Origin of the sequence: Hymenobacter duratus (assembly GCF_014698995.1) — a bacterium.
GTDB lineage: Bacteria > Bacteroidota > Bacteroidia > Cytophagales > Hymenobacteraceae > Hymenobacter > Hymenobacter duratus.
Genome location: NZ_JACWZZ010000005.1, coordinates 90,994 through 104,596 on the forward strand (window position 1 = coordinate 90,994; position 13,603 = coordinate 104,596).

The window sequence follows — 13,603 nt, forward strand, 5'->3', positions numbered from 1 at the left end:
TAGGCAAGGCAAGTTGCTGCAATAATACAACAATTCAAAAGGATGGACAAGGAGGCGCCGGGGAATTTCTGCGTTTCAGTCGGCGCCATGCCGCTTCCAGCGAATCAAACGCACGCAGGGTCAAAGATATTTCATGGGCTCCGCCTAAGTCGGCACTCAAGCTGCTCAGGCCCACATCATAAGCATAGCCGACCCGGAAACTCCCTACGCTGACACCGGCAATGGCCGTCAGAATTTGTTGAGGACGTGGAGCGCCGGGCAACGGAATGCCGCGGTACAGGGCACCCAGTGTGATGGGTGTCACGGTAGCGTACAATCCGGCCTCAGCGCGCTGCGAGCCGCCCTGGCGCACATAGTGCACGGTAGGCGTCACGCTGATTTCGCGGTAGACGCGCTTCTCTGTGCGCCGCACGAAGTAGTGCTTGTAGCCGGTGCTTAGCTCGTAGCGAAGCGGCAGGCTGCTTTGGGAGCGGAACCCCAGGCTGGGCTGGTTGAGGTGCTGCCCGGCCACCGACACCCAGAAGTTGTCACTATATAGGATAAGGCCGGTGCCCAGGCTCAGGTAGCTGACGGGGCTGAAGTCCAGCGGCTCGCGGGTGGTGGGTGCCGTGGAGCCGTCTTCCGAAATCTGGTCACCAAAAATCAGGTTGCCGTAGCTGATGCGCTGGTTGCCGTAGCTAGCGCGCAGCCCGCCGCTGAAAGCCAGGTTTTCGTTGATGCGGGAATGGTAGGCGTAGATGCCGCCCACCTCGAAGCGGGTGTAGCCGAGGCCGCCGGTCCGGTCGTGGTTCACCAGTAGCCCCACAGCGCTGTGCTGGTCTTTGAAGCGCAGATCGGCGGCAAGCTGGCTGGTCTGGAAGGTGCCGGCCAGGGTCGGGAACTGGTTGCGGTAGCTGAGCGTGATGCTGGCATCATCGAGCAAGCCCGCGAAAGCCGGATTCTGGTGCAGGCGGGTGGCGTAGGGCTGGGAGAAGTACAGATCCTGCGCGGCAGCCGGCAGAGCCAGCACAACAGCCACCGCCGTAAGGGGCTGGCGCAGGCGGCGCGGCACACGGCAGCAGCTGTTATTTATCCGTAGCAATAACCCCATCATCAAGCTGTTAAACGCCTTCCGGCCCCGAATCGTACGCGGCCAGTCTTCTTTGCGGAAACTAAATTGCCAATTTCCCTGCTCAATAACGGTATATCAGGCCCATAAATCGACCAACGGCCTGATTTTGCAGACTGGGCCTGCCGCACCGGCAAGCTGAGGCTGCTACTTTTGCAACGGACCCAGCTAGGTGCCTGCGGATAGCGGCAGCCTTGTTGCCCGGTTTCTGCCCGCCGGACCAAAGTGCAACTATAGCGGGTTGTATTACCTCTCTCGCATGGCGCGTTGCGCCTGGCTTTTGGTCAGTCCTGTAGCGTTTTAGCCGCGGCCTGCTCTTTGTTTTTCCTTCATCACTCTTTCAATTATGCGCAAATTCTGGATTGGCTTACTGATTTTTCTGGTGGTGCTGGTAGCGGCCGTGGCCCTCACGCCGCTGCTGTTCAAAGACAAAATCAAGCAGGCCCTCGATAAGCAGCTGGCCGAACGGGTGGACGCGAAGGTGGAATACAACCCGAGCAACGTCAGCCTGAGCTTATTCAGCACGTTCCCGGACCTGGCGCTGGGCATTGACGAGCTGCGTGTGATTGGCAAAGACTCTTTTGCGCGCGACACGCTGGCTTACCTGCCCTCTTTCCGAGTGGGTATGGACCTGATGAGCGTCATTAGCGGCGACCAAATCAAGATTAAGAGCATTCTGCTGGACCGGCCCGAAATCAGCGCGAAGGTGCTGAAAAGCGGCAAGGCCAACTGGGACGTGATGCTGTCGGACTCGGCCGCGGCCGCCCAGGGACAGGACACGACTTCGCTGAACCTAGCCATCAGCAAGTGGGAAGTGACCGACGGGCACCTGCGCTACGAGGACCGTACGATTCCCTTTAATATGGAGCTGCGCGGCCTGAATCACACCGGCTCCGGCGACTTTGCCAGCAACATCTTCGATATGGTGAGCCAGACCACGGCCGACCAGTTTTCGATGACCTACGACGGCACCGAATACGTGAGCAAGAAGAAGCTGACGGCCGACGTGACCATGGCCATGGACCTGGACAAGATGCTGTTCACGTTCAAGGACAACAAGGTGCAGCTGAACGATTTCCCGGCTTCGTTTCAGGGTTCCATTGGCCTACCGAATGCCACCGACATCACCTATGATCTGACCTTCAAGGCGCTGGAAACCGACTTCAAAACGATTCTGAGTCTGGTGCCGGGCGTGTACACCGAGCAGTTTAAGGACGTGCAGGCCAGCGGCAAGGTGGCATTTGACGGCTACTTTAAGGGTGTGCAGAACGAGGTGAAGATGCCCGGCTACGGCGTGAACCTGCAGATTAAGAACGGCATGTTCAAGTACCCGCAGTTGCCGCAGGCCGCTAAAAACATCAACGTAGATATGGTGGTGGACAACCCGTCGGGCTTCACCAACAACGTGAAAGTGAATGTGAAGCAGTTTCACCTGGACCTGGGCGCCAACCCAATTGACGGCAACGTGGCCATTGATGGGCTAGAGCCGATGAAGGTGGATGGCCGCGTGAAGGCCAATGTGGACCTGGCTGAGATGATGAAGGTGTATCCGGTGCAGGACCTGCTGCTGCGCGGCAAGCTGTTCGTGGATGGCACCGCCAAGGGTATCTACTCCAAAACCCAGATGCCGGTGGTACAGGCCAAACTAAACCTGACCAACGGCTACGTGAAGAGCAAGCAGTTTCCGGCCCCGATTGAGAACCTGACCGTGGCGGGCGTGGTCATGAACCCCACGGGCCAGCTGAACGATACGCGCTTGGACATCAGCAACTTCCGGATGCTGCTGGACGGCGAGCCGCTAGCCGGCCGCGTGAGCACGCAAGGCGTGGACAAGCTGCGCTTCGATGCCGACGTGAAGGGCACCGTGGACCTCACCAAAATCACGAAGATCTTCCCGCTGGACGGCATGACCGTGACGGGCCGCCTCAACGGCAACGTGGCTGCCAAGGGCAACATGGCCGATATTGAGGCCGGGCGCTACCAGACGGTGGTGGCCTCGGGCACGGTGCAGGCCCAGAACATCACCTACAAAAGCGCCGACCTGCCGCAGGGCATGCGCGTGACCCGCGCCACGGCTACCTTCAACAACGACAAGATCGTGCTGCAGAACATGGCCGGCTTCGTGGGCTCGTCGGACGTGGCGGCCTCGGGCACCATCAGCAACTACATGGGCTACCTGTTTGTGCCCGGCCAGCCGCTGCGCGGCAACCTGACGGTGAACTCCAGCCGCTTCAACGTGAACGAGTGGATGGTGGACGAGGTGACGGCAGCGCCGAGCAAGGGCGCCACGGCCGCCACCAAAGCCCCCGCCGCCGCTACCAAGGCCGACGGCGTGCTACAGATTCCGAAGGAGTTCGACCTGACGCTGAACACCACCATGGGCCAGGTGATTTACGACAACCTCAAGCTGGACAACGTGAAGGGCACCGTGGGCGTGCGCGACCAGACCGCCACGCTCAACGGCCTGACGTTTAATACGCTGGGCGGCACGTTTGCTACTACCGGCTCGTATAGCAGCAAAAACCTGGCGCACCCGAAGTTCAACTTTGGGCTGAATATCAAGAACCTGAACTTCCAGAACGCCTTTTCGGCCTTCAACTCCATCAAGACGCTGGTGCCGCTGGCCGACAATCTGGAAGGCGTGTTCTCCACCAATTTCAACGTGAGCGGTGAAATGGGCCCCGACATGATGCCCAACTACAGCACGCTCACCGGCAAGGGGCTGTTTGAAGTGGTGCGGGCGGCCGTGAGCGGCTCGCCGGTGATGGAGAAAATCAGCAGCCTCACGCAGTTTCAGGAGCTGAAGAGCTTCGCGGTGAACAACAAAGATGTGGCGGCCGAAATTATCAACGGCAACTTCATCGTGAAGCCATTTGACCTGAACGTGGGCCAGATTAAGATGACCGTGGGCGGCTCCAACAACATCAGCAGCGGCGGCCTGGAGTACGTAACAGCCCTGAACGTGCCCACCGGCAAGCTTGGCTCGCAACTCAGTGGCCAGCTCACGCGCCTCACCGGTGTGGCGGACATCAAAGGCACGGAGCGCGTGACGCTGGGCCTCACCATTGGCGGCACCGTGAGCAACCCGCAGGTGAAGCTGACGACGGGCAGCGTGAAAGCGCAAGCCAAAGACCTGGTAACCAACATCGTGCAGGCCAAGGTAGACGATGCCAAGCTGCAGCTGCAGGCCAAAGCCAAAGTAGCCCAGGACAGCCTGCAACGCGAGCTGCAACGCAAGCAATTGGAACTACAGGCCAAGGCCCAGCAGGAACTCGATAAGAAAAAGCTGGAGGCCCAGGCCAAGCTGAAAGAGCAAGCCACCAAAGGCCTCAACTCCCTGTTCGGCAAGCCCAAGACGCAGCCCGCCAAGCCAGTTGAGCCAACCGCAACCCCGACTCCTACACCCGAGCCAACAAAGCCTGACACCACCAAAACCGGTGGATAGCACAAAAAGAAGGGCAATAGAATTTTATTGCGCAACGTTCAGGCCATCTGCTGGCCCGCTTGTTGCCACAACGGAGCAGCTCGGCGGACGTATACCGCCGCACTGCTCCGTTTTTGCTTTCTCACGCTTCCTTTTCCACTCTTATGAAACCGACTCGCTTCCTCCCACTAGTTTTACTGGCTGCCCTGGCTTTCACCGGCTGCAGCAAAGACGATGACTCTGCTTCCGGCAACACCAAGCTGGAAGTGCGCCTCATGGATGGTCCCGGCGACTTCCAGCAGGTGGTACTGGATGTGCGTCAGATAGAAGTGCACCTCAAAGACGAAAACAACCCCGACGGCTGGCAGACGCTGCCCTTCCAGACGCAGTCCATCAATGTACTGGAGTATGTGAATGGCCGCTCAGCCCTGTTGGTAAGCACCGATTTTGAGCCCGGCGACCTGAAGGAAATTCGCCTGCTACTGGGCCCCGACTCGTACGTAATCGGGCGCGACGGGCAGCGCTACGATCTGAAAACGCCCAGCGGCCAGTCTTCCGGCGTGAAGCTGAAACTGGACAACGTGACCGTACGTGCCGACCAGACATTCCAACTCCTGCTGGACTTCGACGTGGCCAAATCCATTGTGGAGCGCGGCAACTGGAACCCTGGCAACGACAAGAAAGAGCGGTATCTGCTGAAACCCGTGATTCGGGTGCTGGCCCAGGAGTTGCGAGCCAGCCTACGCGGCACCGCTACACCGGCTGCTGCCCGGCCCCAGGTGCTGGCCATCCGCCAGTCCATCACGCCCGCCGACACGTTCAGCACCGCGGCCGATGCCACGTCGGGCGCATTCCTGTTTAGCGGTTTGCCCTCGGGCACCTACCGCGTCGAGCTGTTCCCGACGACTACCGCCCCTACCGGCCAGCCCGCCTACCGTGTCGTCACTCGTACCGGCGTTGCCATCGTAAATGACCAAGTAACAGATTTGGGCTCGATTTCACTGCAGTAATCCGAGTCGGTACAACACTAGAAAAGCCCCGCTTGCCGAATGTGCAAGCGGGGCTTTCCTTTTATAAAGAATAGCCCTGTGGGCTAGGCTCTACAGCTTTTGCAGCAGGGCCAGCAGTTCACCCTGAGTGGTCTGGGTTTTGTCGTGGGCGTACCAGCCGTGTACCTGCTCGGCGTATTCTTCGTGGGTGGCGCCGCGGGCTTTTAGGTCCAGCAGCAGCTTCTGGGCCGGAGCCGGGCGCGGCCCCCAGTGCAGTGCCTCTGTGAGCGTGTCGGCGTGTAGCACCACCAGTTTCGGGATGGAGCGGGCGCCGTCGGTCAAATACTGGTCCATCAGGTCCGGGTGCTCGTCGCGGAGCATATAGTGTGTTGTAATCTTCCCTTCCGACGCCTGCGCCACGGCTTCCAGCACCGGCACAATCTGCGAAGCATCACCGCACCAGCCTTCCGTGATGATGAGCCACACATATTGGCCCTGCATCCGGCTTAGAGTGGTTTGGATGGCGGGCAGCAACTGTACCGTTTTGTCGAGGCGCTTCATGCGCTGCACGTTCAGGCGGGTATACTCGGTCAGTTCCTCCGACTGCTGGGGACCGGTGGTTTTGCCGTCGGCCAACAACTCATCAATAAGCAGCCGATAGCTGACGTAAGAATAGGCCGTAGCGAGGCGCTCGGGCGTGAGAACAGGAACGGGCTGGGCGGTAGTGGACATGGGCGGAAGGGTTAGATCAGAATGCAGAAGCCTTTTCGGCAATACTCCGAAAAGGCTTCTATAACCGGCAAAGCGGCAATGTTCTTACAGGCTCACCGTTTCTTTTCCGGCTGCCGTCAGCTCACGACAGTAGGTGATGTAGTCGGTGTTGATGGGTTCGAGGCCGTTTTCGCGCAGGCGGGTAGCCACCTGGGCCCGGTGGTAGTTGGCGTGCACCGGCACGTGGGTGAAAATATCCGACACCTGGCTGGTGTAGCTTTCCCCGGCCGAGTTGGTATAGGAAATCAGGCGCAGCTGCTCGGCTTCGTCGGCGTTCTGCACGTATTGCCGGAACCGTTCCGACGTCTGCTCATGCCAGTGGTGCAGGCCCTGCAGGTCGTGCTCCTGCCACACTTTCACGGGGCTGGGCGTGGCCGTGAGACGGCCGAGCCAAATGGCCTGGGCATTGAGCACGTGGCTGAAAAGACGCAGGCAGACGGCCGGAATTTCCTGGCCGTTGGCCACAAGGCCGTCGAGGTGGCGCAGCAGGGTTTTGTTGGCCCACACGTTGTAGGCTCCCAGCTTTTCGTTGGTATTAATCATGGTACTTGGGCGTTAGAGCCGGCCACGGCAGGGCTGTTTGCCGCTTACTGCGCCGGGCTCCGGTTACTGTCTCGGGTCCTGCCAAACCAGCTTTTCCTCGGTTTTGTTTTTGTTGAAATCTGCGCAGTTGCCGTCGCCGCGGCCGGTAAAGCCGCCATCGGGGTGGCAGATGAGCTTGCCCTTCTGGTCGTAGAGGTTGGTAAACTGGTCGCAGCACGGCGACGTTTCGTAGTACACTACGGCATCCTTGTAGCGGTAGCGGAAGATCTGGATGGGCGGATTCTGCTTTTTCTCAGCTAAGTGCGCGTCTATTTTGGCCCGCAGCCAACCAGGGCGGGCCGTCGTGTCGAACTTAGCCACCGGGGCGTCGGGCACGGGCGTGGTCGTGTTCTTGGCGGCCGGAGCCGGCGTCGAGGTGATGCCCGTTGTGCCCGATGCGGGCGCATCAGTAGGGGTCGTGACATTAACTCCTTTCTGACAGGAAAACCCGAACAGCAGCAGACTTACCGCCGCAGCCGGCAAAAACGAGGAGGAGCGCATAAGCACGGGAAAAGAGGGCGCAAAAATAGGCAGGCCAACCCGAAAAGCCAGCCGCACACCCGAGCTTACGCCCTCATCTGCCCCAAGGTTCGGCCACTACGCGCCCAGCAAGGCCCATATCCGCGGCCCGAATACCAGCAGGCCCACTGCCAGCGCCGCCACGGCCCCCGCCAGCACAGCTCCGGCCGCTACGTCTTTGGCCCGGCCCGCCAGCGGGTGGTACTCCGGCGACACCAGGTTTACCACCGCCTCAATGGCCGTATTCACCAGCTCCAGACTCCAGACCAGCCCCACGGCCAGCGCCACCAGCGCCCACTCCCACCGCTCCAGCCCGAAGTACCAGCCCAGCCCCAGCACCGCCACCGTAGCCGCCGCATGAAACTGCAGGTGCACCTCGCTGCGCAGCGCCGCTGCTACGCCCCGGAAGGCGTGGCCGAAGCTGGCTGCCCGCTGGCGCAGCAACGCCGGAAAGCGGCGGGGTTCGGAGGCAGATTTAGCCACGGGCCGTATCGAAAGCGCCGAAGATAGTGTGGCGCAACTGCTGCCACTCCGGCCGGATGATGCTGAAAATGATACTGTCGCGCCGGATGCCGCCCTGCGTGGGACGGTGGCTGCGTAGCCGGCCTTCCTCGGTGGCGCCCATCTGCCGCATAGCGTTCTGCGACTTCTGGTTGCGGGCATCCGTTTCCAGCTCCACCCGCTCACAGCCCAGCTCGTCGAAGGCGTAGCGCAACAGCAGATGCTTGGCCGCCCGGTTGAGGCCCGTGCGCTGAAAATCAGTACCAATCCAGGTGTAGCCGATGCTCAGGCGTTGCTCCTCGGGCACCACGCTGTAGTAGCTGGTGCTGCCCGCCGCCCAGCCCGTTTGCTTATCGATGATGACGAACGGGTAGCGCCGCGCCTGTGCCCGGCCTTGCAGCGCAGCCGCCACATAGGCCTCCAGGCTGGCCCGGTTGTCGGCGCGGGTGAGGGTATACAGCCACAGATCCGGGTCGGCGGCAGCGGGCTCCAGCAAATCCACGTCGGTGGCCGCCAGCGGCCGCAGCAGCGCCCGGTCGTTTTCCAGAACTATGTCGCGGGTGAAGTCCATACGGGCGGGGCAAGTGGCGAAGTACACCGTAAAGATGCCGGATTTCCACCACCTGCGCCACCTGCCCCCGCTGCTTCGGCCTCTTCCGAAATGCCTCCCGGCAACTTCTAGGCCCTTCCCGGCCCACCCGAAGCAGCTTCCGGTCCACCCAAAGTGCCTCCCAGCCCACCCGAAGTGCTTCCCGGCCCACCCGAAGCGCCTCCCGGCCCACCTGAAGCAGTTTCCGGAGATGATTCCGGGATTTCGGGTAGGCAGGAAGCTGCTTCGGGCGCCGGGGCCGGGGCCAAAAACAAGCCGGCCACCCTTTGGCAGGGTGGCCGGCTGGCTTAGGGTGCGCTGGCTGGTGCGTTCGAGCGGGCAGCGGCAGCTTCCCCGGTTACCGGGTGGCCGTGCCGCATACCGTCCGGCGCTACCGCCTACTTCTTGATTTCGCCCACCATGTCCTCGGGCTTGAGCCACTCGTTGAACTGCTCCTCGGTGAGGTAGCCGAGCTGGAGGGCGGTTTCCTTCAGGGTCGAGCCGTTTTTGTGGGCCGTCTGGGCAATTTCGGCGGCTTTGTAGTAGCCAATGTGCGGGTTGAGGGCCGTTACCAGCATCAGCGACGAATCCACGTGCTTCTTGATGTTGGCTTCCAGAGGCTCGATGCCCACAGCGCACTTGTCGTTGAAGCTTACGCACACGTCGCCAATCAGGCGGGCTGAGTGCAGGAAGTTGTAGATCATGACGGGCTTGAACACGTTCAGCTCGAAGTGGCCGTTCATGCCGCCGATGTTGATGGCCACGTCGTTGCCCATTACCTGGGCGGCTACCATCGTCATGGCTTCGCACTGGGTGGGGTTCACCTTGCCGGGCATGATGCTGGAGCCGGGCTCGTTGTCGGGGATGTGCAGCTCGCCGATGCCGGCACGCGGACCCGAGGCCAGCAGGCGGATATCGTTGCCGATTTTCATCAGCGAAGCCGCTACAGTCTTCAACGCGCCGTGGGCTTCCACGATGGCGTCGTGGGCGGCCAGGGCCTCAAACTTGTTTTCGGCCGTGATGAAGGGCAGGCCGGTGAGGTCGGCAATGTGCTTGGCCACGTTCTCCGAGTAGCCGGCGGGCGTGTTGATGCCGGTGCCCACGGCAGTGCCGCCCAGGGCCAACTCGCTCAAATGGGCCAGCGTGTTCTTGATGGCGCGCAGGCCGTGGTCGAGCTGCGAAACGTAGCCTGAAAACTCCTGGCCCACCGTCAGTGGCGTAGCGTCCATGAGGTGCGTACGGCCGATTTTTACGATGTGCATGAACTGCTCGCTCTTGCTTTTGAGCGTGTCGCGCAGCTTCTCGATGCCGGGAATGGTGGTTTCCACCAGGATTTTGTAGGCCGCAATGTGCATGGCCGTCGGGAACGTGTCGTTGGAGCTTTGGCTCTTATTCACGTCGTCGTTGGGGGCTAGCACCTTCTTTTCGTCCGAAAGGCTGCCACCCTGCAGCACGTGGCCGCGGTAGGCTACCACTTCGTTCACGTTCATGTTGCTCTGCGTGCCCGAGCCGGTCTGCCATACCACCAGCGGGAACTCCTTATCGAGCTTGCCTTCCAGGATTTCGTCGCACACGCGGCCAATCAGCTCGGCTTTGTCGGCGTCGAGAATGCCGGCGTCGCGGTTGGTGAGGGCGGCGGCTTTCTTGAGGTAGGCGAAGGCGCGGATGATTTCCTTGGGCATCCGGTTAATGTCCTGGGCAATCTGGAAGTTGTCGATGCTGCGCTGGGTCTGGGCGCCGTAGTAGGCGTCGGCTGGCACCTGCACGGTGCCCATGGTGTCTTTCTCGGTGCGGAACTGCGTCATGCTTCTGTGGGGTGAGAAGGGAATGAAGTAACAGGGAAGGTAGCTACGGCCGGAGCCGCCGGGGCAAAAGTACGCAACCACACCCGGCGCCCTATCGAAACCCCAAAATTCTGCGGTTGCTGGGCATGGTCCCTTGCCAGCAGGCTGCGTATAGCCCAACAGGCAGTATATCCGCTGCCGTTATAGAAGTCACCCGCCATGAAAAAGACATTCGAAGACGAATCCGACGCCTTATCTGCCAAGCCCGACACCCCCATTACTGCCCAAGCCGCCAGCACTACCCGTCCGGACAGCACCACCGAAACGCCAGTAGCTACCGCCGGCAACGGTACGCCCGACTATAGCAAGGTTGAACTCAAAACCGAACCAGAGCTGCCCACGCCCGACAAAGCCGGTGGCAGCGCCACCGAGCCGGAAAGCGGCGGCGGCTACAGCGGCTAACTGCTTCGCATTCTGAAAAGTGCAGGAGGCGTTTGCCTTCAGGCTGCAACCGGCACCCTGAAGGCAAACGCCTCCTTGGTGTATCCGCTTACTGATGGTCGGCAATTCGGAACGGGATGCTGATCTGGACCGTGCGCGCCGTGCGGCGGCCATTGATGATAGCCGGATGCCAGGCGGGACCTTCCTGTAGTAGCCGAATGGCTTCGGCATCACACTCCTCCGTGAGACCTTTCACCACCTTGATATTCTGCAGCGTACCATCGACGTTCACCAAGAAGCTGAGTTTGACGCTGCCCTCTTTTTCGTCCTTCATTGCTTTTTCAGGGTACTCCAGGCTGTCCCGCAGATAGTCTCGGAAAGCACGTTGCCCACCGGCCGGCGTAGCTGCCAAGTCTATTGTTGCCGGGGCCTTTTCGCGGCGCACCAGTACAGGCGCTTCGGTTGGCTTCGGGGCAAGTGTCAGTTTTACTTCGTTGGAATCCTTGGCAAGTACTTGTTCCTTGAGCAGATACCCAGCAGCTTCAAAGGCCAGCGTGGTGGCAGCAGCAGGTATTGAGACGCTGAAAGAGCCATCGGCAGCAGTGCTTACCCCGGTGCTCACGCCATTGGCTCGTATCTGCACACCGCCCAGGCCTTCTCCACTCACGTAGTTTGTGACGCGGCCCCGAACCGTGCGGGTGCCGGCGCTGAGGACCGAAGCGTCTATAATGCGGTTTTTTGCCATATTATCAATAGCTGCGGGCGCGGCCGCAGCCTGCATACGGGCTGTAGCGGCTTTGCTTTTCGCCTTGGTCATAACCTGCGGCGCTGCTACAGTCTGTTTCGTTGCTTCATCGTCAGCCGTGCTGATGCTATTGGCAGCAGACGCTGCTTCTCCCGAAATACCCTGCCCGCCTTCCGCATTGGCTAGGGCAACAGGGGCGCTGGCCATAGCTATGCCACCGCTACCCGATTCAAGCGCTGTATCCGCTGGTATCCGCGTCGGTTTTGCTGAGCGGCGGGCTTTCACTGGGCTTGTGTTCAGCGCAACTGACGGAACTGAGGCGGCTGCTTCAGGCGTGACGACGGACTTGTCAGCTACCTCAACGTCAGGAGCCGGCGAAGTTGCGGCTGGTGGAACGGTGGCATATGTTTCGGGAGTAGCAGCTGGCTGGCGCAAGGCAACAGGTGGTGCCGCCGTTGGCCCATCGGAGGAGCGGCGTAGGCCCAGCCATACTCCAGTGCCTACCAGCAGCAGCAGTACCACGGCCGCTAGCTGCTGCCAGGGCCGCACGAACATCCCGGCCGGAACTACCACATCGGGCTCCAGCTCGGCTACGCGGGCACGAAGACGAGCCTGCAGTTCAGAAAGGGACTTATCTGTAGCCGCTTGGTTGGTCAGAGACAACCCTTCCAGCACATCGGCGCAACGCGGACAGGCTTGGGTGTGGCGCTCTACGCGGTACTGCTCAGTGGCAGGCAGCGTACCGGCCACATACTGCCGCAGCAGAGCCAGCGGCAGATGCTCCCCAGCCGAACCGGCGGGTAGCAGAGAGGACGGAGACTGATTATCGGGCCGCATCGGAGGAGAAAGGCGAAGTCGTAGGAGGAGATTCAAGGTGGCGGCGCAAGTTGCGCTTGCCGTTTTGCAGATGGCTTTTCACCGCATTCAGGTCGTAGCCGGTTTCCTGAGCAATGTCGCGGTAGCACTTCTTTTCCAGGAAAAATAGCTCCAGACATCGTCGTTGGCCATCTGGCAGGGTAGCCAACGCATGTTCCAGGGCCTGCAGGCGGGCTTCGTTGAATTCGGCTTCTTGGGGGTCATCATCATTCAGATGCTCCGCCACTGCCAATTCCATACTGGCCGCGTCCGGAAAATGCAGGACTAGCCCCCCACCCCGGTCGGGGCCGGGCCGTTGCCGGGCCCGCAGCAGCATCAGGCAATGGTTGCGGGCCGTGGCATGCACCCAGGCCGGAAAATTATCCACCTCATGGCGCCGGAGCTTATCTACTAGCTGTTCAAACAGCTGCATCACGGCATCCTGCGCATCGGCATCGTCGCGCAGGTAGCGCCGGCAGATGGCAAACACCTCCGGCATATGCCGCTCATACAGCACGCCCAGGTCCGCTACCGCGCCCTGCTCCCGGTAGCGTGCCAGCAAGGCAGCATCGGGCAGTGCAGTAGGGTCAGCAGGACGGCGACGGAAGAACATAGTGTGAGAAAGAGCCGGGCAACAGCCCGCAGGTTCAGCCAAGATACGGGCCAAACGCAGAACCCGCCTGCCCTTCACGTGGAAGAGTAGGCGGGCTCAATAATCAGGTCAGGTTTGTCGGGTACTACACTTCTACTGCCACTTTAGGCGCACCGGCCAGGATTTCGTCGTTGGCGAAATCGGCATACTTCTGGAAGTTGGTTACAAACTTCTGGGCCAGGTCGGCGGCCGTTTTGTCGTAAGCTTCCGGGTCGGACCAGGTGGCGCGTGGGTCCAGGATTTCGGTGGGCACGCCCGGCACCGAGGCTGGCACTTCCACGCCAAAGATGGGGTGCTTCTTGAATTCCACGTCGTTCAGCTCACCGTTGAGGGCGGCCGTAATCATGGCGCGGGTGTAGCCAAGCTTCATGCGCGAGCCGACGCCGTAGCTGCCGCCACTCCAGCCGGTGTTCACCAGCCACACGTTCACCTCGTTTTCATCCATCTTCTTGCCCAGCATCTCGGCGTACTTGGTGGGATGCAGCGGCAGGAACACGGCGCCGAAGCAGGCCGAGAACGTGGTCTGCGGCTCCGTAACGCCCATTTCCGTGCCGGCCACCTTGGCCGTGTAGCCGCTCATGAAGTGGTACATGGCGTGGCTCTTGTCGAGCTTGCTGATGGGAGGCAGCACCCCGAAGGCGTC

Annotated in this window: 13 protein-coding genes; 3 read left to right on the forward strand and 10 right to left on the reverse strand. The window is 60.9% G+C overall.

All coding sequences use genetic code 11. The annotated features are described in order from the left end of the window. Window positions 1-34 precede the first annotated feature (34 nt). Window positions 35-1,051: a PorP/SprF family type IX secretion system membrane protein gene (locus IC231_RS19165; protein ID WP_190786095.1), complete on the reverse strand. Its 1,017-nt coding sequence runs from the start codon at window positions 1,049-1,051 to the stop codon at window positions 35-37. A 403-nt stretch (window positions 1,052-1,454) separates the two neighbouring features. Between IC231_RS19165 and IC231_RS19170 the strand changes: the two genes are divergently transcribed. Together IC231_RS19170 and IC231_RS19175 are read left to right on the forward strand one after the other, a co-directional pair. Further along, the gene (locus IC231_RS19170) at window positions 1,455-4,553 is read left to right on the forward strand and encodes an AsmA family protein (protein ID WP_190786096.1); all 3,099 of its coding nucleotides are present in this window, start codon (window positions 1,455-1,457) and stop codon (window positions 4,551-4,553) included. A 143-nt stretch (window positions 4,554-4,696) separates the two neighbouring features. Next, entirely contained in the window at window positions 4,697-5,542 is an 846-nt protein-coding gene (locus tag IC231_RS19175; RefSeq protein WP_190786097.1) for a DUF4382 domain-containing protein, read from the forward strand. Window positions 5,543-5,632: 90 nt separating this feature from the next. On the opposite strand, the gene IC231_RS19180 is transcribed toward IC231_RS19175, so the two are convergent. The 6 genes from IC231_RS19180 to fumC form a co-directional block, all read right to left on the reverse strand. After that, complete coding sequence (locus IC231_RS19180) at window positions 5,633-6,253, reverse strand: thioredoxin family protein (RefSeq protein WP_190786098.1); 621 nt, start codon at window positions 6,251-6,253, stop codon at window positions 5,633-5,635. Between the two features lie 84 nt (window positions 6,254-6,337). Further along, window positions 6,338-6,835, reverse strand: a complete 498-nt coding sequence (locus IC231_RS19185) for a DinB family protein (protein WP_190786099.1) — start codon at window positions 6,833-6,835, stop codon at window positions 6,338-6,340. A gap of 63 nt (window positions 6,836-6,898) precedes the next feature. Next, complete coding sequence (locus IC231_RS20120; protein WP_211539196.1) at window positions 6,899-7,375, reverse strand: DUF6970 domain-containing protein; 477 nt, start codon at window positions 7,373-7,375, stop codon at window positions 6,899-6,901. Between the two features lie 96 nt (window positions 7,376-7,471). Beyond that, window positions 7,472-7,876, reverse strand: a complete 405-nt coding sequence (locus IC231_RS19195) for a diacylglycerol kinase family protein (protein ID WP_211539197.1) — start codon at window positions 7,874-7,876, stop codon at window positions 7,472-7,474. Continuing rightward, window positions 7,869-8,465, reverse strand: a complete 597-nt coding sequence (locus tag IC231_RS19200) for a GNAT family N-acetyltransferase (protein WP_190786100.1) — start codon at window positions 8,463-8,465, stop codon at window positions 7,869-7,871. The genes IC231_RS19195 and IC231_RS19200 overlap by 8 nt, the downstream gene beginning before the upstream one ends. 416 nt (window positions 8,466-8,881) lie before the next feature. Further along, window positions 8,882-10,288, reverse strand: a complete 1,407-nt coding sequence (gene fumC, locus IC231_RS19205; protein ID WP_190786101.1) for a class II fumarate hydratase — start codon at window positions 10,286-10,288, stop codon at window positions 8,882-8,884. A gap of 198 nt (window positions 10,289-10,486) precedes the next feature. Between fumC and IC231_RS19210 the strand changes: the two genes are divergently transcribed. Then, window positions 10,487-10,729 (forward strand): hypothetical protein, encoded by a 243-nt coding sequence (locus IC231_RS19210; protein ID WP_190786102.1) that lies wholly within the window; start codon window positions 10,487-10,489, stop codon window positions 10,727-10,729. Between the two features lie 88 nt (window positions 10,730-10,817). Here IC231_RS19210 and IC231_RS19215 read toward each other — a convergent pair whose 3' ends face one another. From IC231_RS19215 to IC231_RS19225, 3 genes are all read right to left on the reverse strand, one after another. Further along, window positions 10,818-12,290: a TonB family protein gene (locus tag IC231_RS19215; RefSeq protein ID WP_190786103.1), complete on the reverse strand. Its 1,473-nt coding sequence runs from the start codon at window positions 12,288-12,290 to the stop codon at window positions 10,818-10,820. Next, window positions 12,277-12,921: an RNA polymerase sigma factor gene (locus IC231_RS19220; RefSeq protein WP_190786104.1), complete on the reverse strand. Its 645-nt coding sequence runs from the start codon at window positions 12,919-12,921 to the stop codon at window positions 12,277-12,279. The genes IC231_RS19215 and IC231_RS19220 overlap by 14 nt, the downstream gene beginning before the upstream one ends. Before the next feature lie 124 nt (window positions 12,922-13,045). Continuing rightward, window positions 13,046-13,603, reverse strand: a 558-nt coding sequence (locus tag IC231_RS19225; RefSeq protein ID WP_190786105.1) for a phosphoenolpyruvate carboxykinase (ATP), incomplete at its 5' end; no start/stop codon positions are given.

Bases quoted from the DNA above. Each gene is read 5' to 3' on its own strand.
- IC231_RS19170 (WP_190786096.1), top strand. From the start codon at position 1,455: ATGCGCAAATTCTGGATTGGCTTACTGATTTTTCTGGTGGTGCTGGTA.
- IC231_RS19175 (WP_190786097.1), top strand. From the start codon at position 4,697: ATGAAACCGACTCGCTTCCTCCCACTAGTTTTACTGGCTGCCCTGGCT.
- IC231_RS19180 (WP_190786098.1), bottom strand. From the start codon at position 6,253: ATGTCCACTACCGCCCAGCCCGTTCCTGTTCTCACGCCCGAGCGCCTC.
- IC231_RS19185 (WP_190786099.1), bottom strand. From the start codon at position 6,835: ATGATTAATACCAACGAAAAGCTGGGAGCCTACAACGTGTGGGCCAAC.
- IC231_RS20120 (WP_211539196.1), bottom strand. From the start codon at position 7,375: ATGCGCTCCTCCTCGTTTTTGCCGGCTGCGGCGGTAAGTCTGCTGCTG.
- IC231_RS19200 (WP_190786100.1), bottom strand. From the start codon at position 8,465: ATGGACTTCACCCGCGACATAGTTCTGGAAAACGACCGGGCGCTGCTG.
- fumC (WP_190786101.1), bottom strand. From the start codon at position 10,288: ATGACGCAGTTCCGCACCGAGAAAGACACCATGGGCACCGTGCAGGTG.
- IC231_RS19210 (WP_190786102.1), top strand. From the start codon at position 10,487: ATGAAAAAGACATTCGAAGACGAATCCGACGCCTTATCTGCCAAGCCC.
- IC231_RS19215 (WP_190786103.1), bottom strand. From the start codon at position 12,290: ATGCGGCCCGATAATCAGTCTCCGTCCTCTCTGCTACCCGCCGGTTCG.
- IC231_RS19220 (WP_190786104.1), bottom strand. From the start codon at position 12,921: ATGTTCTTCCGTCGCCGTCCTGCTGACCCTACTGCACTGCCCGATGCT.